The 18,276-nt window shown below is 56.3% G+C and carries 17 protein-coding genes; 9 read left to right on the forward strand and 8 right to left on the reverse strand.

What is annotated here, in order from left to right:
- Positions 1–2 precede the first annotated feature (2 nt).
- The 7 genes from AAC599_RS08015 to AAC599_RS08045 all read left to right on the forward strand — a co-directional run bounded on the left by AAC599_RS08015 (position 3) and on the right by AAC599_RS08045 (position 7,062).
- On the forward strand, positions 3–1,592 hold the full coding sequence (locus AAC599_RS08015) for an ATP-binding protein (protein ID WP_340149882.1): 1,590 nt from the start codon (positions 3–5) through the stop codon (positions 1,590–1,592).
- 111 nt (positions 1,593–1,703) lie between these two features.
- On the forward strand, positions 1,704–2,816 hold the full coding sequence (locus AAC599_RS08020; RefSeq protein ID WP_340149883.1) for a DUF2336 domain-containing protein: 1,113 nt from the start codon (positions 1,704–1,706) through the stop codon (positions 2,814–2,816).
- Between the two features lie 98 nt (positions 2,817–2,914).
- Complete coding sequence (moaA, locus tag AAC599_RS08025; protein ID WP_340149884.1) at positions 2,915–3,907, forward strand: GTP 3',8-cyclase MoaA; 993 nt, start codon at positions 2,915–2,917, stop codon at positions 3,905–3,907.
- A 6-nt stretch (positions 3,908–3,913) separates the two neighbouring features.
- A complete protein-coding gene (locus AAC599_RS08030) occupies positions 3,914–4,672 on the forward strand; it encodes an NAD kinase (RefSeq protein WP_340149885.1) in 759 nt (252 codons plus the stop codon).
- A gap of 190 nt (positions 4,673–4,862) precedes the next feature.
- On the forward strand, positions 4,863–5,558 hold the full coding sequence (locus tag AAC599_RS08035) for a ParA family protein (protein WP_340149886.1): 696 nt from the start codon (positions 4,863–4,865) through the stop codon (positions 5,556–5,558).
- 33 nt (positions 5,559–5,591) lie between these two features.
- A complete protein-coding gene (locus AAC599_RS08040) occupies positions 5,592–6,239 on the forward strand; it encodes a hypothetical protein (protein ID WP_340149887.1) in 648 nt (215 codons plus the stop codon).
- A 16-nt stretch (positions 6,240–6,255) separates the two neighbouring features.
- Positions 6,256–7,062, forward strand: coding sequence for a hypothetical protein (locus AAC599_RS08045; protein WP_340149888.1), 807 nt, complete (start codon positions 6,256–6,258; stop codon positions 7,060–7,062).
- A 9-nt stretch (positions 7,063–7,071) separates the two neighbouring features.
- On the opposite strand, the gene AAC599_RS08050 is transcribed toward AAC599_RS08045, so the two are convergent.
- Positions 7,072–7,422: a Spx/MgsR family RNA polymerase-binding regulatory protein gene (locus AAC599_RS08050; protein ID WP_340149889.1), complete on the reverse strand. Its 351-nt coding sequence runs from the start codon at positions 7,420–7,422 to the stop codon at positions 7,072–7,074.
- A 154-nt stretch (positions 7,423–7,576) separates the two neighbouring features.
- Between AAC599_RS08050 and AAC599_RS08055 the strand changes: the two genes are divergently transcribed.
- On the forward strand, positions 7,577–8,875 hold the full coding sequence (locus AAC599_RS08055; RefSeq protein WP_340149890.1) for a hypothetical protein: 1,299 nt from the start codon (positions 7,577–7,579) through the stop codon (positions 8,873–8,875).
- Positions 8,876–9,175: 300 nt separating this feature from the next.
- Here AAC599_RS08055 and tgt read toward each other — a convergent pair whose 3' ends face one another.
- The 6 genes from tgt to AAC599_RS08085 form a co-directional block, all read right to left on the reverse strand.
- The gene (gene tgt / locus AAC599_RS08060; protein ID WP_340149891.1) at positions 9,176–10,306 is read right to left on the reverse strand and encodes a tRNA guanosine(34) transglycosylase Tgt; all 1,131 of its coding nucleotides are present in this window, start codon (positions 10,304–10,306) and stop codon (positions 9,176–9,178) included.
- Positions 10,303–11,334 (reverse strand): tRNA preQ1(34) S-adenosylmethionine ribosyltransferase-isomerase QueA, encoded by a 1,032-nt coding sequence (queA, locus tag AAC599_RS08065; RefSeq protein ID WP_340149892.1) that lies wholly within the window; start codon positions 11,332–11,334, stop codon positions 10,303–10,305. Before queA ends, tgt begins: the two co-directional genes overlap by 4 nt.
- Positions 11,335–11,398: 64 nt before the next feature.
- Entirely contained in the window at positions 11,399–11,881 is a 483-nt protein-coding gene (locus tag AAC599_RS08070) for a peptidylprolyl isomerase (RefSeq protein ID WP_293961974.1), read from the reverse strand.
- 43 nt (positions 11,882–11,924) lie between these two features.
- Positions 11,925–12,440 carry a pantetheine-phosphate adenylyltransferase gene (gene coaD, locus AAC599_RS08075; RefSeq protein WP_293961976.1) on the reverse strand — a complete coding sequence of 172 codons (516 nt, stop codon included), beginning with the start codon at positions 12,438–12,440 and terminating at the stop codon, positions 11,925–11,927.
- 62 nt (positions 12,441–12,502) lie between these two features.
- Entirely contained in the window at positions 12,503–15,214 is a 2,712-nt protein-coding gene (gene gyrA, locus AAC599_RS08080) for a DNA gyrase subunit A (RefSeq protein ID WP_340149893.1), read from the reverse strand.
- Positions 15,215–15,388: 174 nt separating this feature from the next.
- The gene (locus AAC599_RS08085) at positions 15,389–15,652 is read right to left on the reverse strand and encodes a DUF6356 family protein (protein WP_340149894.1); all 264 of its coding nucleotides are present in this window, start codon (positions 15,650–15,652) and stop codon (positions 15,389–15,391) included.
- Positions 15,653–15,805: 153 nt separating this feature from the next.
- Here AAC599_RS08085 and AAC599_RS08090 point away from each other — a divergent pair, with 153 nt between their 5' ends.
- Positions 15,806–16,264 (forward strand): Lrp/AsnC family transcriptional regulator, encoded by a 459-nt coding sequence (locus AAC599_RS08090; protein WP_340149895.1) that lies wholly within the window; start codon positions 15,806–15,808, stop codon positions 16,262–16,264.
- A gap of 9 nt (positions 16,265–16,273) precedes the next feature.
- On the opposite strand, the gene AAC599_RS08095 is transcribed toward AAC599_RS08090, so the two are convergent.
- Positions 16,274–18,268, reverse strand: coding sequence for a hydantoinase/oxoprolinase family protein (locus tag AAC599_RS08095; RefSeq protein ID WP_340149896.1), 1,995 nt, complete (start codon positions 18,266–18,268; stop codon positions 16,274–16,276).
- Positions 18,269–18,276: the final 8 nt, after the last annotated feature.

The following is an 18,276-nucleotide window of genomic DNA, read 5'->3' on the forward strand; positions in this document are numbered from 1 at the left end:
TGGTGTCGCTTCATTCGGATATGAAGAAACCCGACGGATCGGATTTCCCGGTCATGCAGGGTGTCATCAGCCGTGAATTTTTCGACGCCGTGTTTGAGCAGGCCCCGCCGATGTATATGGCCCGCCCGGACGGTACCGTCATCTATGCCAACCAGGGATATAAGGAACATTTCCGCCCCGGCGCCGCCCAGCGGGTGGAAGACCAAATCCTCCCGACCCTACCCCAGGATCACCTCGACATCGTCAAGCGCATTGCGGAAACGGCCGAAACGGAGACCCGTCAGCTTTCGCTCCGCAATGGCAAGGATGTGCAATATTTCCTCTCCCGCCATTTTCCGATTTTCGATGATGACGAACAGCTTATTGCCATCTGCGGCAGTTTCATCAATTCAACACGGCAGGTGAATGCGGAAGCCAAGCTGAAGGAAGAGAAGCGGCGGTTTCTGGATATTACCCGCGCCGCATCCGATTGGATCTGGGAAACCGATGCAGACGGTCGGCTGACATTTGTCTCTGACCGGGTTGTTCAGGCGGTCGGCCTGCCGCCAATGCTGCTGAAGAACAAGAAGCTCGCCGACCTCGGTGTTTTCAAACCGGAAGCGGACGGTGGCAACAAGGCGGAAGATGCCATGGAAAAGCATGTTCCCTTCCGCTCTGTCCCGCTCGAAATTCAGGACACCAGCGGCGAATACAAGATTTTCAATATGTCCGGCGTTCCCGTTTTCAATGAAAAGGGCCGCTATATCGGATATCGCGGCACCAGCGATGACATCACGGCGCGGCTGCTCGCGGAAGACGAGGCCCTGTCCTCGAAAGCCGATCTGGAACGGGCCATCAATGAAATCACCAAGAAGAACATCCAGCTTGAAATTACTGCGAAGAAAGCACTGGAATCGGCAAAGGCGAAGGATAACTTCCTCGCGAATATGAGCCATGAACTGCGCACGCCTCTTAATGCCGTCATTGGTTTCGCCGAGATAATCGGACTCGAAACCTTCGGCCCTATCAACGACAAATACCGCGAATATGTCGGCGATATCCTGAATTCCGGCAAACATCTCTTAAGCCTGATCGAGGATATTCTCGATATCGCCCGGATCGAGAGTGATAAAATCCCGATCGAGATTGTCAGTACCCCCCTCGCCGGAATGGTCGGGGATGCCTATGTGCTGGTGCAAAACCATGCGCGGGAGAAGAACCTCGAGATCATTGGCGCCCGGATTACGGATGACATCAATCTGGCCGTTGATCCGACAAGATGCCTGCAAATTCTCGTCAATATCCTTGGCAACGCGGTCAAGTTCACCCCGCGCGGCGGAACGATCGGCATTGAGTATGAAATCATTGACGATACCTTCGTCGACATCACGGTTTGGGATACCGGACCCGGCATCGCCGAAGAGGATCAGGAGAAAATTTTCGAGGCCTTCAAGCAGGCCCATGAGGGTGTGTACAATCGTGGCACGGACGGCGTCGGGCTGGGCCTCACCCTCTCCCTGAAGCTCGCAAAGCTGATGGGCGGTAATATCACGGTGAAGAGCAGCCTGTCGGATGGCAGCCGGTTCAAGATCCGCCTGCCGCTTGCGAATTGAGGTTGCCCGCGCGTTTTGAAGTATGGCGCATTGGCTCCCCGTTTAAGCTTTCCTTAACAATAAACCACTACGCTGCCCAAAAGACATGAAAATTCCTTGGGCATCTCGGTAATGAAAACGGCCAGTCGCGACAATATAGATGAAATAAAGGTCCTCGTCGGTCTCGCCGAATCCAAAACTTCTGAACAACGGGAGTTCCTGTACGAGCGGATCGGCGAATTTCTGATCGCGGACCATACGACCTTTTCCGATTCCGAAAAGGAAATCATGGCGGATATCATCTACCGGATTACCGCCGATGTGGAAAAATCAATCCGCGCGAATTTTGCCAAAAAACTGGCCCAAAAACAGGATATTCCCAAAAACCTGATGGTCTTCCTCGCCAATGATGAAATCGAAGTGGCGCTGCCGATCCTGCGGGATTGCGGCCTGCTGGCGGAGAATGATCTTCTGGAAATCATCATGCACCGCTCGAAACAACATCGCCTCGCGGTTGCCGCGCGGGATAACATCAGCGAGCAGGTCTGCGCCGCCCTTTGCAATCTGAACGACCCCGAAATTACGGTCACGGTGATACAGAACGAAACGGCACAGGTTTCCACCGATCTTCTAACCCAGATTTGCGCGCAATCCGAATTCATGACCGAATACCAGCGCCCGCTTCTCGAGCGTCCGTTTCTGCCTAAACCCATTGCCGAGAAAATGTACCGCTGGGTCTCCATGTCGCTCCGCCAGTATATCTGCGAAAATTTTGATGTTGATCCCCGTCTGCTCGAAGTCGATATACAGGACCGCGAGCAAACGATTGACCGCATTTCGGATGACAGCGACCCCTCCTTCCGCCTGGTCGAAAAACTTCATAAATCCGGTGAACTATCCACCCGCTTCCTGATCAAATCCCTCAATCAGGGGGAGATCGACCTGTTCGAATTTGCCTTTGCAAAGCTACTGGACATGGATATCGAAAAGGTACGTTATTTTATCTATGCGGAAAACCCGGAGATTATCGCCGTCGCCTGCCGCAGCCTGAATATCGACCGGGTTATCTTCAAGTCGATTTACGACCTGACATCCTCCATACGGGATAAAAATGCCTCCATCCTGTCGCCTGCTGTTTCCGCACCAATGGACCTCTATGACCTCCTGACCGAAGAGTCGGCGATATCTGCCCTTCGCAATGATGATTTCACAACCGGAAAGGTCAGATACGCGGCCGCTTGCTAGACATCCGCCATTCATTTCCGTCATTGCTTGCAAATCACGTTCAACAATATACTTTTAAAGGAGAAGTATGGTCGTTCCTCTTTTCTGGAATAAAAGTCGTGATTGATCCATTTGGCAGAACAATTGATTACCTCAGGGTATCCGTAACGGACCGGTGTGATTTCCGCTGCAAATACTGCATGTCGGAAAATATGACCTTCCTGCCCAAAAAGGACGTTCTCAGCCTGGAAGAGCTTGAAATGGTGTCGGCGGCCTTTATCCGCAAAGGCGTCCGCAAGATCCGCGTCACCGGCGGCGAACCGCTGGTCCGCAAGGGCATCATGGAGCTCTTCCGGAACCTTGGCCTCTATATCAAGAGCGGGGAACTGGACGAGCTGACCCTGACCACGAACGGCAGCCAGCTCGGTAAATATGCGCATGAGCTGTATGACGCGGGTGTGCGGCGGCTCAATGTCTCGCTCGATACACTCAACCCCTATCAGTTTCAGGATATCACCCGCTGGGGCAATTTCGAGAAAGTCATGGCCAGCCTGAAGACGGCGAAAGAGGCTGGGCTCAGGATCAAGATAAACACGGTCGCGCTCAAAGGCTTTAATGACCATGAATTCAATGACTTGATACAATGGACCGGCGATGAAGGCATGGATATCACCTTCATCGAAACCATGCCCATGGGCCTGATCGACGGGCAGCGTTCGGACCAGTATCTACCGCTATCCGAGGTCAAGGCGCAGCTTGCCCAGCGCTGGACCTTGACGCCTTCTGCCTACCGGACCGGCGGACCGTCGGACTATTTCGATGTGGCCGAGACCCGCGGACGGATCGGCTTTATCACCCCCCTCACCCATAACTTCTGCGAAAGCTGTAACCGCGTGCGGTTGACCTGCACGGGCATGCTCTATATGTGCCTGGGCCAGGAAGACAAGGCCGACCTCAAATCCGTCTTGCGGGGCGAAAATGGTCTTGCTGCCCTCGATACTGCGATTGATGAGGCCATTGGCCGCAAGCCCAAGGGTCATGATTTTGTCATCGACCGGAATTCCGATGACAGGCCGGCGGTCCCCCGCCATATGAGCGTGACGGGCGGTTAGCGGCGGATGAAGATTTATTTTACGGCCAGCGAATCGGAAGATGCGCAAGCGGCAAAAGAAACCCTGATCGCACGCTATGGCCATGTTCCCGCAGAAGAAGCTGATGTGATTGTCGCTCTTGGTGGCGATGGATTTATGCTGGAAACCATGCATTCCTTCATGAGTTCCCGCACGCCCATCTATGGTATGAACAAGGGCACGATCGGATTCCTGCTCAACAAATATGAGGAAGCCAACCTGATTGAACGGCTGGAGGCCGGCCAGACTACCGAGCTTCACCCGCTCAGCATGGTAGCGGTGGACATGCATGGACAAAAGGTCGAAGCCCTTGCCATTAATGAGGTTTCCCTGCTTCGCGAAAGTCGACAGACGGCAAAGATACAGATATCGATCGATGGGCATGTCAAGGTCGCAGAGCTCACATGTGATGGCGTTCTGGTCGCGACCCCCGCTGGCAGCACCGCCTATAACTATTCCGCCCACGGTCCGATCCTGCCGGTAAACGCCGGTGTTCTTGCCCTGACACCCATCAGTGCCTTTCGTCCCCGGCGTTGGCGTGGCGCCATTCTGCCGCGCGAGGCGCGGATAGAACTGACCGTGCGCGAAGCCGCCAAGCGGCCGGTCAGCGCCGTTGCCGACGCGGTCGAGGTCCGGGATGTGTCAACCGTGACAATCGAGGAAAAGCGGGACATTACGATCCGGCTGCTATTCGATCCGGAGCATAATCTGGAAAAACGCATCCTTGATGAGCAATTCATGCTCTAGGATTTTGATAATGCAGAATAAACGCCGGTAAAATTTTACTAATTTTTGGCTAATATTCGACTTAATTCGTAATTCTCTTTTAAGTTTTCATCGCTAATTTTGCTCCATGGAACAATAGCTGGAGTGATCAGACCTGCCCGAATTAGGGTTTGTCGGCTCCGGCGCCAGAGTACCGAGCAGGAGAGTTCTGATGAAGGTTATCGCAGTTGCATCACAAAAGGGTGGTTCGGGCAAGACGACGCTTGCCGGGCATCTTGCCGTGCAGGCCGAAATGGCCGGACAGGGGCCAGTGGCGCTTGTCGATACGGACCCGCAGGGCAGCCTGTCCGAATGGTGGAACGAACGCGAGGCGGAAACGCCGTTGTTTGCGCGCACGACGGTTGAGCGGCTAGAGGCCGATATCGGGCGTATGGAGAAGATGGGCATCAAGCTGCTCTTCGTCGATACGCCTCCGGCCATCACCTCGACGATCGCGAATGTCATCAACCTTGCCGACCTGCTGATCATTCCGACCCGGCCCAGCCCGCACGACTTGCGCGCCGTCGGGGCGACGGTGGAACTTGCGGAAGGCCTCAACACGTCGCTCATCTTTGTCGTCAATGGCGCAACGCCACGCGCCCGGATCACCAGCGAGGCCGCTATCGCGCTGTCGCAGCACGGGACTCTCGCCCCGGCGATCATCCATCAGCGCGTCGATTTCGCCTCCAGCATGATCGACGGCCGCACGACAATGGAACTGAACCCCTCCTCCCGCTCCAGTGACGAGATCAGCAAGCTCTGGTCCTATATCGAAGAGAGACTCGCCAGGTTGACCTCCAACCATCCGATGCCGCCGTCGCATCACCTGAGCGCAACACCGGCCAGCAATGGTGCAGCGTATAACTAAGTTCTGACGTCCTTTACAAAAAGAAGATTTGTCATGAAAGCAGCATTCCTAACCAGTTCATTGATTGCCTCCAAAGGCAAAGCCGAACCGGCATCCACCCGGCTGGCGCCCAGCAATCTTCTCGACAAGAGTGCGAACGGCAGCAAGCCCCAGGTCTCCCGTATTTATGATCGGGTGCGCGAATATGCAGAGCCGCACCATGACTCCCATGATATGGAGGAAGCCGCTCTCAAGGCCGCTGAACGGTCGGAATTTGCAAGGATGGCCGAGGAAGAAGACCGTCCGGAGCCCAGCCATATTGACGAGATCAACACAACCGATACAACGGAAGAAGTTGCCCATGGACTTGCAGAATCACTCGATGAGTCTGCCGTAAGTCCGCGGGAATATGCTCCGTCCGTCCATTCCGCGCCCGCGCGCGAACTCCCGCCGCTTGCCGAGGCAAAAGCCAGGGAAATCGCCCATGAAGTCGCCAAGCTCAAGAAAGACGGCCTCGGGCGTATTCGTATTTCCGTTCGCATGTCGCCGAAGGACCACCTTCAACTCAAGTTGATCGCCGCGCATACGCAAATGTCCGCGCAATCCATATTCGAGACCGCACTGGAAGAATATGTCATCAATCACGGCTCAGAGATTCTGCCGCAATCCTGTAATTGTGTCCTGGACAAGTCGTCCCTTTGAGTGGAAGTGACCGAACATGCGTGAAACTGTTGAAGAACATAACGAAATGGACGGCGGTCTCGACGCCGCATCGCTTTCCCGAATCAAGGTAAGGCGCAGTAAAGAAGACAGCAAATCCCTGCGCAAGGTAAAATCAGGAGACATCACCGACCGGCTTCAGGCCCTTGCGGACGAGCTTGAAGCAAGCAAGCCCGCACAGAAAGTCGCGGAACCCACATTCAAGAAAGCGACCGAGGCCCCTGCACCGGCCGCGGCAAAGCCGAAAGCCGTTGCACGACCGGTGAAGAAACCCGCAAGACCCAAGAAGGCGATCGATCCGGCAACGCAGACAGTTTCCGCTGTCCCGCCCCGCCGCTCCAACTGGGCGCGTCCGGCGGCAAAGGCCGGATGGCAGAAAAAGACCGTCGCGCCGGATATCCTCTCCTACTGGCTGGAGATCAGGGGCGGCAAGCGCTATCCCACATGGCAGGATCTGGATACGGCGAAAATCGGCAGATTCTGGCCGAACTGCGCGCTGGTGCATTGTGATCACGCCGTTGGCCGCCTGCAATTGGAGAACGGCTTTGCCAGCGAGCTTCGACAGGCGACGCAGCACGAAAGCCAGCAATCCGGCCACACGGCAGGGATTGACTTCTCACCCATGGTTGTTGACTGGGTCCTCAGCCTTGCCCGGGATGTTGCCAATACCGGCAAACCCACCCATGGAACGGAATATTTTCCGTCAACTTTCGATGAGATTCCGCTTCGGGTCATCGCCCTGCCGCTCAGCGAGAACCAGGTCGATATCGATCATGTCCTCTGCTATGTGCAGAAGCTGGACTAAGTCAGGATCTTAAACCGCCCATTCCCGGAGTGTCGCTTTCTCCGGCTCCTTGAACCCGACCAGATACTGGCCGTCCTTGGCAAATATCGGCCGTTTCAAGAGCGTCGGCGCGGCAAGGAGCTGCTTTGCCGGATTAGCGCCCCCCAGCTCGGCTTTCGCCGCATCGTCCAGTTGGCGATAGGTGGTCCCACGCTTGTTGATCAGGATGTCGCTGTCGATGGCGGCAAGCCAGCGCGCAAGCTCCTCCTCTGATAGACCGTCAGCGCGCAGGTCATGGAACTGACAGTCGATCCCCTCGTCTTTTAGCCACTTGATCGCTTTTTTGCATGTATCACAGTTCTTGATTCCATAGATTTTCAACCGGCTTATCCCTTCTAACTGGACCTGATTTCCCGGCCTTTTTAGCGCGAGCCGGGAACCGACGGCAACCCTTCGCATGTGATTTGGCGGAGAACCGCGAAATATTGATCACAGCTCCGCCTTTTTCCACGTCCCTGAGGAAAAGGAGTGATAAATGGGCATTTTCAGCAGGCAGTCGACATCCGAGACATCCGCCTCCGACGGCAAGGAAACGACGGGGCTCGGAGAAACGATCCTCAGGGCGTCTCTCGCCGACGCGAATCTGCTCATAATGACGGCGGCGGAACGCGGTATCCCGCTGGACGAGGATGTGACGCGCGCCATCTTCGATACCGAAGATGCCATGAACAAAAACATGATGACACCGGCCATCACCAATGGATTCTGGCAGGCCTATGAGAGACTTTCCCATTCCCTGAGCCCGATTACAGTCTCCAGCATCCGCGCCACCCGTGACCTTCGGCAATTAAAGTCAGGGGTATGGGGATATGTGCAAGGCAAGATGCATATTCCCTTTTCCAGAAAATGCGCGTTTCGCTATCAACTGCTGTCGATTCTGACATTGCTGTCGTTGATCACGTTGCAGGTCTTCTGGGCCATCGGCAATACTCTTGTTGCCGATATCCGGGAGCAGTCAAACCGCATTATTGTTTTGAAAACCCAGATCAACAACGCCGACAGCGCATCACACCGAACACCAACGGACGGCTTGCCGCAACGGACGGTAACAGGAACAGAAACCGATGATACCACCACCGACACAAGCAATAATATCCCGGTAACCACTTCTGCCGCACTCTCTGATACGCAAGAATTAAACCGTCAGATTGACGAATATATTTCATGGCGGGAAGCCGAATTTATTGAGCTCAGGAACTGGAACCACCAGTGGGGTACCGTTCTATTCTTTACCGCGCAAACATGGGAAAAACCCGATTATTCAGATCTCACGGACGAAGAAAAAATACATGTCCATTATGTATCCGCGCAATATGTCCTCTACGCCATCTCCGCCTATTTCCTGCCGATCCTGTATGGCCTGCTGGGAGCCTCCTTTTTTGTACTAAGGCAGCTTCCCAAGGACATCGAGGGTCTGACATTTTCGATGAACTCTCATATCGATTACAGCCTCCGGATTACCCAGGGGCCACTCGCCGGAATTATGGCGAGTTTTTTCTTCACGACCACGCCGGCAACCCTTCATACCCTGACGACACAATCTTCTGCCATCGCCACGATCAAGATTGGATCCTCCAGCCTTAGCGATTTCAGCCCTCTCGCCATAGCTTTCCTTGCCGGCTACAGTGTCGAGCTGATTTTCTACGTCATTGACAAGATAATCTCCGCCATCACCACGCGTGCTGCGAGCACGAGCACAAAACTCGCCTCCCAGCCTCAACCCCAGACGAAGGTAGTCACTGCTGCAAAAGCAGGTACGAAACCGGACATGTGACGGCGGATAGCCAGATCAAAGATTCGCCATGCAGCGGTGAAAACCGGAGGGATTTTTGCGCCGTACAGTGAAATAAGCTTCAGAAAGCCGGTGAAACGCCTTCAAACTGCATAAAATTCAGGCAGATAAAACGGCGGCGTCCTCAATTTGCCGGAACACCTAAACATTAACGCAATCTTAAGACTATTCGGCGGATGATAAATTGTCCAAGGTTGATCGAAGCTGTTTTTGCCAATTCTACCCCCTCCCCTCTACGGCAAAGATGGCTTCGATTACCCCTATTTCCCAAAAGAATATTTGTCAGGCAGGCTCGATATCGCCCTGCTCCTGCGCCGCATAGAAGTCGAGTGCAAAGTCGGCAAGGCGTCCGTTTTCAATCGCCTCGCGCATGGCCGCCATGATTTCCTGATAATACTGCAGGTTATGCCAGGTCAGCAGCATGGACCCCAGCATCTCCTTCGCCTTGAACAGGTGATGCAGATAACCGCGGGAATAGTGGCGGCAGGCCGGACAGCCGCACCGCTCATCCAGTGGGCGCTGATCCTCCGCATGGCGAGCATTGCGGATATTCACGGTACCGAAGCGGGTAAAGGCCTGCGCATTGCGTCCCGAGCGTGTCGGCAGCACGCAGTCGAACATATCGACGCCCCGCATCACCCCGCCGACCAGATCATCGGGCTTGCCCACCCCCATCAGGTAGCGTGGTTTGTCGGCCGGGAGCGCGGGTGTCGTGAACTCCAGCGTGCGGAACATTTCCTCTTGCCCTTCACCGACCGCCAGCCCGCCGACCGCGTAACCGTCAAAACCGATGTCGGTCAGCGCCGAGACTGATTCGAGGCGCAACTCCTCAAAAGTCGAACCCTGAACGATGCCGAACAGGCCATATCCGTCCCGCCTCTCATAAGCGTCACAGGACCGCTCAGCCCAGCGCATGGAACGCCGCATGGAGCTTGCCGCCACCTCTTCCGTCGCCGGATAGGGCGTGCATTCATCGAACGCCATGGTAATGGTGGCATCGAGATCGTTCTGGATTTGCATGGACCGTTCCGGCGTCAATTCGAACCGCTTCCCGTCGATATGGGATTTGAAGATCACCCCGTTCTCGTCAATCTTGCGCAGCTCGTTCAGCGACATCACCTGAAAGCCGCCGCTGTCCGTCAGGATCGGTCGCTCCCAGTTCATGAATTTATGTAATCCGCCAAGTTTCTTCACCCGCTCCGATCCCGGCCGCAACATCAGATGGTAGGTGTTGCCGAGCAGGATATCGGCGCCGGTCTCCCGCACCGCCTCCGGCGTCATGCCCTTCACCGTCGCCGCGGTGCCTACGGGCATGAAGGCGGGCGTGCGGATCTCCCCATGGGCAGTTTTGAGTGTTCCGCGCCGTGCCGCGCCGTCGGTCGCCGAGATGCTGAATTCAAATGCGTTTGTCATTGTTTCGGATATAGCAGCGAACAGTCGCCATAGGAATAGAAACGGTATTTTTCCGCGATCGCATGGGCATAGGCCGCCTTCATGGTTTCCAGCCCGGAAAAGGCCGATACAAGCATGAAAAGCGTCGATTTCGGCAGATGGAAATTCGTAATCAGCAGATCGATCGCCTTGAACTTGTATCCCGGTGTGATGAAGATATCCGTCTCGCCGTTGAACGGGTGAATTGTCCCCGAGGCATCCGCTGCGCTTTCCAGAAGACGCAAACTGGTGGTCCCGACGGACACAATACGGCCACCCTTCGCCCGTGCCTCATTAATCGCGTCGGCCGTCGCCTGCGTCAGGATACCGACTTCCGCATGCATGCGGTGATCTTCGGTATCCTCCACTTTCACCGGCAGAAAGGTCCCCGCCCCGACATGAAGGGTGGTCGTCACCATCCCGATGCCCCGCGCCCGGAACTGATCCAGCAACTCCTCCGTGAAATGCAGGCCCGCCGTCGGTGCCGCCACTGCCCCTTCATCTTTCGCGAAGATGGTCTGATAATCGTGGCGATCCTGTTCATCGACGGCACGCAAGCTGCTGATATAGGGCGGCAGAGGAATCTCCCCATAGGTCATCAGCTTTTCCATAAGCTCCGGGCCAGAGGCGGAGAAGGATAGCGCGACTTCTCCACCGTCGAATTTTTCCGTAACCAAAGCTGTAAAATCATCGGAGAAGCGTATGATATCACTGGGTTTCAGCTTTTTGGCAGGTTTCGCAAACGCGTGCCAGCCATCGGCAGAAACATTCTTGTGCAGCGTCACTTCGATCTTTGCGCTCCTCCGTGTACCGCGCAATCGGGCCGGAATGACTTTCGTATCATTGAAGACAAGCAGGTCACCCTCGCGCAGCAGTCCCGGCAGATCGGCAACCGTATGGTCCTCCAGCTTCTCCCCGACCAACAGCAACTTCGCCGCCTCCCGCGGGACCGCCGGCCGGTCGGCGATCAATTCCGGCGGCAGGGTGAAATCGAATGCGTCTACTTTCATGATCTAAAACGCAAACGAACGACTTGGGGGTCCAAGCCGTTCGTTCCCAAAAATATGCAAAACGCTAGTCGACGTCCGCCGCGACCTTCAGGCTGACGATTTTGTCCGGGTCCGTTACGGCGCCGTTGTTCATGGCGCTGCCCTTCTTGATGGCATGCACATGTTCCATGCCGTCAACGACCTGCCCCCAGATCGAATACTGGCTGTCGAGATGGGGGGAGCGTTCAAACATGATGAAGAACTGGCTGTCGGCGCTGTCCGGATGACCAGCGCGGGCCATGGAGCAAGTGCCTTCCAGATGCTGTTCGCCTGAGAACTCCGCCGTCAGGTTTTTCCCTGAACCGCCAGTGCCCGTCCCCTGCGGACAGCCGGTCTGGGCCATGAAGCCATCGATCACCCGGTGGAACACGATCCCGTCATAAAAGCCGTCGCGCGCAAGCTCCTTGATCCGGGCGACATGATTTGGCGCCAGGTCCGGGCGCATTTCGATCGTGACGCGGCCGTCTTTAAGTTCCAGGTAAAGGGTATTTTCTAAATCGCGGGACATAAATCGCTCCTGTCGGGTCCGGATCCTGCCCGGACATTAAATGTTAGTCTGTCGTGTTGTTCTTGATAAGCTTCACACGCTCGATAATTTTCTTCGCTGTCGTCGCCGAGACGAACTTCGTAATATCGCCGTTCAGCAAGGCAATTTCCTTCACCAGGCTGGAGGCAATGAACTGGTGCTGGTCGGACGCCATCAGGAAAACGGTCTCGATCTCGGAATTGAGGCGGCGGTTCATGCCGACCATCTGGAATTCATACTCAAAGTCTGACACCGCACGCAAGCCGCGAATAATGATCGCAGCGCCCACCTGCTCCGCGAAATGCATGAGCAGGTTGTTGAACGGTTTTACCTGGAAATTGGTGCCGGGGAATTCCTCGGTCATTTTGGTCACCATCTCCACCCGTTCTTCCACCGTAAACAGGGGGTTCTTGCCGGGGTTCATGGCGACGCCGATCACCAGCGTATCTACGAGCTTGGAGGCCCGCCGGATAATGTCATAATGCCCGACCGTGATCGGATCAAATGTTCCCGGATAAAGCCCTACGCGATTCTTCACCATGAATAGTCCCTTTCTTCTCTCGCTACTTCTATGTGTTAGCTTGATAATTCAGATTTGCCGTCTTAGCCGTTTTCGTCGTCTCCGGCAAGGTTGTCGCCTTCCGCGCCATCATCGTCGGATTTTTCATCGGCCAGCGCCGTCACCGAGACGACCTGCTCGTCCTTCGCGGTTTTGAACAGGGTTACGCCCTGCGTGTTCCGCCCGGCGATCCGGATATCCGTCACCGGCGTGCGGATCAGCTTGCCACCATTGGTGACCAGCATGATCTGCTCATCATCCGTGATCGGGAAGGTTGCGACCACGTCGCCGTTACGGTTGGAGGTTTCAATATTGATAATGCCTTGACCGCCGCGATTGGTGACGCGGTATTCATAGGCATTCGTCCGCTTGCCATAGCCGTTTTCGGTGATCGCCAGCAGAACTTCTTCCTGCTTGTTCAGACCCTCATACAGCTCCGGCGTAATGCCCTCTGCATATTCCGTGACGCTCCCATTGTCATCGACGGAGCGGCGGGTTTTCAGATAGGCATCCCGCGTCTCGGTATCGACTTCCACATGGTTGAGGATCGACATGCCGATAACGCTGTCGCCCTTGGCAAGCTTCATGCCGCGAACGCCGCTGGAATCCCGGCCCTTGAACAGGCGGACATCCGTCGCCCGGAAGCGAATGCATTTACCGCCCTTCGCAACCAGCAGTACATCGGATGCCTCCGTGCAGATTTTCACGCCGATAAGCTGGTCATCATCATCCAGCTTCATGGCGATCTTGCCGTTGGCCTTCACATTGGAGAAATCGCTGAGCTGATTGCGCCGGACATTGCCCTTCGCGGTGGAGAACATCACTTCCAGCTCTGACCAGCTTTCCTCTTCCTCCGGCAGCGGCATCAGGGTGTAGATCACTTCCCCTTCCTCCAACGGGAGGAGATTGATGATAGCCTTGCCGAGGCTCTGTGGTGATCCGACCGGCAGGCGGTATACCTTCAGCTTGTAGACCCGCCCGAAAGACGAGAAGAACAGAACCGGCGTGTGGGTGTTCACGACGAAGACCTGGGTGACGAAATCCTCATCGCGGGTCTGCATCCCCGCCCGGCCCTTGCCGCCGCGCCGCTGCGGCTTGTAGGTGGAGAGCGGCACGCGCTTGATATAGCCCTTGTGGCTGACTGTCAGAACCATATCCTCACGCTGGATCAGGTCCTCGATATCATGCTCGAACTCGCTTTCCTCGATCTGGGTGCGCCGCGGAACCGCGTATTTTTCCTTCATTTCCAGAAGTTCATCACGAATGATGCCAATTAAGCGCGGACGGCTCGACAGGATATCGAGATAATCGAGGATCTTTGCGCCCAAATCCTTAAGCTCATCGCCGATTTCATTCTGCCCGAGCGCTGTCAACCGTTGCAGGCGCAAATCGAGAATAGCTCGGGCCTGGGCTTCCGACAGACGATAGGAGCCGTCGTCATTAATTGTATATTCCGGATCATCGACCAGCCGGATCAGGGCCTCGACAGAGCTTGCGGGCCAGTCTTTACCCATCAATTCGGCGCGTGCCGTCGCCGGATCGGGCGCTGCCCGGATAAGCTTGATCACCTCGTCGATATTGGCAACCGCAATCGCAAGGCCGATCAAGACATGCGCCCGCTCCCGCGCCTTGCCGAGCAGGAATTTCGTCCGCCGGGAGATAACCTCCTCCCGAAAATCGAGGAAGGCTTCCAGCAGTTCCTTGACGTTGAGAAGTTCGGGCTTGCCGCGATTGAGCGCCAGCATGTTCACGCCGAACGATGTCTGCAGGGAGGTAAAGCGGAACAGCTGGTTCAGCACCACTTCCGGCATGGCGTCGCGTTTGATCTCGATGACGACGCGGACGCCGTGGCGGTCGGATTCATCACGCAGGTCACCAATCCCCTCAACCTTCTTCGCCCGCACAAGATCAGCAATCTGCTCAACCAACCGCGCTTTGTTCACTTGATAGGGAATTTCCGTCACGATTAGGGCCTGACGGTCCTTGCGAATTTCCTCGATATCGACCTTCGCCCGCATGATCACGGAACCGCGCCCGGTTGTCAGACCGCTGATGGAGCCGCTGCGGCCGAGAATGGTACCGCCCGTCGGGAAATCCGGCCCCGGAATATAATCGACCAGCTCTTCCACGGACATTTCCGGTTTTTCGAGCAGTGCCAGGGCGCCGTCGACCACTTCACCGAGGTTATGTGGCGGTATATTCGTCGCCATACCGACGGCAATACCGCCTGCGCCATTGACGAGAAGGTTGGGATAGCGCGCCGGCAAGACCGAGGGTTCCCGCTCGCTATCGTCATAGTTATTGACGAAATCGACAGTTTCCTTGTCGATATCATCGATCAGGCTTTCAGCCGCCTTCTGCAGGCGGGCTTCCGTATACCGCATGGCGGCGGCCTTATCGCCGTCCATGGACCCGAAGTTGCCTTGCCCTTCCACGAGTTTCAGGCTCATGGAGAAATCCTGCGCGAGGCGGACCATGGCGTCATAAATTGCGCTGTCGCCATGGGGATGGTAGCGGCCCATCACGTCACCGACCACACGGGCGGATTTGCGGAACGCCTTGTCCGATGTATAGCCATTTTCATACATGGCATAGATAATACGGCGGTGAACCGGCTTGAGACCGTCGCGCGCATCCGGAAGGGCCCGCGAGACAATCACGCTCATGGCATAGTCGAGGTACGACTTGCGCATTTCGTCTTCAATTGTGATCGGAACGATATGATCGTCAGAGGGCGGTATTGTTACATCATTCAAGGCAGGATTCCTGAAGAAACTTGGGGATGCCGGCCATCATTCCGGCATCTTAAAAACGATAAACTCCCCTCCCCATGACGGGCATCGGAAGGGTTGCCTTGTTCTACAGGATATCCGGGGGGCGTGCAACCTTTAGCGGGCCGGAAAACGCCCTTTCGGCGGGAAATTACCGGCCTAGAGAGCGGCGCTGTCGAGGGCCTGATGCGGGCCCGAAATAGGGGCGGCGTTCCGGATGCGGTTCGTGACCATGCGGTCATGCAGTTTGGTTATGATACGGCTGCCTGTTTTCTCAAAAAGGAATGGAAATACCGCATGCACCAACGCACATAAACCCGCCACCAGCAGCCAGAACGCGAAGGTACCGGACATCTCCATATGCTCGACATAGCTCTCATTTACGGCAGCAGGATGGTCTGTGAAAAGTTTTACGATCGTCATCGGGTCTCTCCGTTTTTTCAGGTACAGCTTCTTGCCTTACCCTTGAAAAACATAGTAACTGAATTTCCGGAAATATTTATCCTTTCTTGACGTTTAAATGCAAAAATGTGAAATATATGTTTCGATATATAATAATAATCGGATTTTTTACCCATGGATAATATTGATCGCAAGATTCTGGCCCGGCTCCAGCAGGACAATTCAATTGCCGTTGCCGATCTCGCCGCCGAGGCCGGTTGTTCCCGTACGGCCTGCTGGCGGCGGGTCAAGTCACTGGAGGAAACCGGCGTCATCCGGGCGCAGGTCAGCCTGCTCGATCGCGGCAAGCTCAATCTCTCGGTCACCGTTTTTGTTGCCATCAAGACCAGCCGCCATGATGTGGAGTGGCTCCGGAAATTCGCCGAAACCGTCGATAACTTCCCGGAAATAATGGAGTTCTACCGGATGAGCGGCGATATCGATTATCTGCTGAAAGTGGTTGTCCCGGATGTGTCCGCCTACGACCGGTTCTATCACCGCCTGATCCAGCGGATCGATCTCTCCGATGTCAGCTCGAACTTCGCGATGGAGGAGATCAAATTCACCACGGCCCTGCCCCTGCAGGGAAATTAGGATCAACCCCTAGCGCGCCACCCGCGGGCGCCCGAAGGCCACAACCTCCACCGTGCTTTCGACGAAGACCTCCAGCCCGGCGATATGAGCGATGTTGTCCTGCCGCTTAAAGCGGGTGCGTACATCCCCGGCGCCAGCCTCGATCGCCTGCGCGCGGGCCTCTGCCGTCAGCAATTTTTCCGCCTCAGAAACAGCCGCGTCCAGCGTTTGAAAATCCAGCGGCTCTCCCATATGGAAAAGCCGGAAGCCATCATTCTCGGTCGGGGAAATACTGGCGCTTACTGTCAGACGGACCTGTCCCACCACCGCGCCGACCGCATTTGCCACCCCCGCGAAATCGGGGATAACGGCTATCGTGCCGAGCTTCTTTGCGACCTCGGGGTAATAAAGATGCGCTGATGCGCCGAGCCCGATCACCGGCAAACGCAGGGCGACCTCCATATTCACGTACGGATGATGACCGGATACCGCCGCGGCCTTCAGAAGTGTTCCGGCATCCCGGCCCGGCAGCGGATCTTTCGCGAGCGCGGCCTCCAGCAATGTCTCGCTCGACCTCATGACCACCGCCTCCATGATGAGGCCGGCGAGGTCCCGCGCGGAGGCGGCAATCGCATGCCCCTTCACGTCGCGGTTTCGCGTAAACAAGGTTGCCGCCTTCTCCGCGGCCTCCCTGTCCCAGGCATCATGAAGGCCAAGAATATGCGCGGCGTCAGACGGTGTCAGCCCGGAGATCATGACAAGCCCCGAAGACACCAGCCGCTCCAGCGCATTATGTTGACGACGGCGCAGAAGCAGTTTTTCAAGCGGCTGCGGACCGTCCTTCAGGGCGTCAAGAAGCTGCTGCTCCATCTCGCCGAAGGTTTCCAGATGCGTGCTGTCCCGCCCGACAGCAAGCGCGAAACAGCCGTAATTTTCCTGCTGCCGGTCTCTGCCGAGTTGCGAATCCAGCACCGAATGCACCAGATCGGGATAATCGGTTGCCAGCAGGCTGACCGGCACCAGGCGCCGCGGCCCAAGTGAGAGCGCCAGCTCCATCCCGCTCTTGACGGCGGCAACCTCGCTATCCCCGCCGAGACCAACGGTATATATGGCGACCGCCTCCACCATCGTCCGCCAGCCGCCGACCGTCGCCCCATCGGGATCGAGGCGCGGGCTGCCGTCTTCCAGAATGGCGACATCGGTCGTCGTGCCGCCGATATCCGAGATAATGGCGCTTTGCTCCCTGCTCAGATAGGCGGCCCCGACAAGACTGGCCGCCGGTCCAGACAGGATCGTCTCGATCGGCTTGATCTTGGCCACCTCCGCCGCGATCAGCGCACCGTCCCCCTGCACCACCATCAGCGGCGCCTCAATCCCCATTTCGCCGAACAACGCCTCGGAGGAGGTGATCAGATGATGAATCATATTGATCAGCCGCGCATTGAGAACAGACGTCAGTGCCCGGCGTGGCCCGTCCAGCTTGCTTGAAAGCTCATGGCTGCAAGTCACACTGTTGGCGGAATGGGAGAGGATGATATCCCGCGCCCTTAGTTCATGCTCCGGGTTGCGAATGGCAAAGAGCCCGGCAATGGCAAAAGCCGACACCCTCTCGCCCAGCGCATCGAGTTCCGCTGTCAGCTTCTCCTCCGCCAGCGGGCAGAGTGCCTCTCCCTGACCGTTATGCCCGCCCGCAAGGAAAATGACGGGATCGCCCTTCAGCGCATCGCGCAATCCGTTCCGGTTGAGCGCGTCTTCATCGAAGCCAATTAGCACCAGACAAATACGGCCGCCCTGCCCTTCCACCAGCGCATTCGTCGCCAGCGTGGTGGACAGCGAGACAAGCCCGATATCGGAAGCGAGTGCCTTGGCATCCTCGATCACGCGGGCGACGGAACGGCCGATGCCGATGGAAAAATCCTGTCGTGTCGTCAGGGATTTGGCGCTGGCAATAATCCCCTCATCCTCATCCAGAAGCACCGCATCGGTATAGGTTCCGCCGGTATCTATGCCGAGCAACAGCGCCATGTCACCCC

It is taken from the genome of uncultured Sneathiella sp., assembly GCF_963976355.1.
Classification (GTDB): Bacteria; Pseudomonadota; Alphaproteobacteria; order Sneathiellales; family Sneathiellaceae; genus Sneathiella.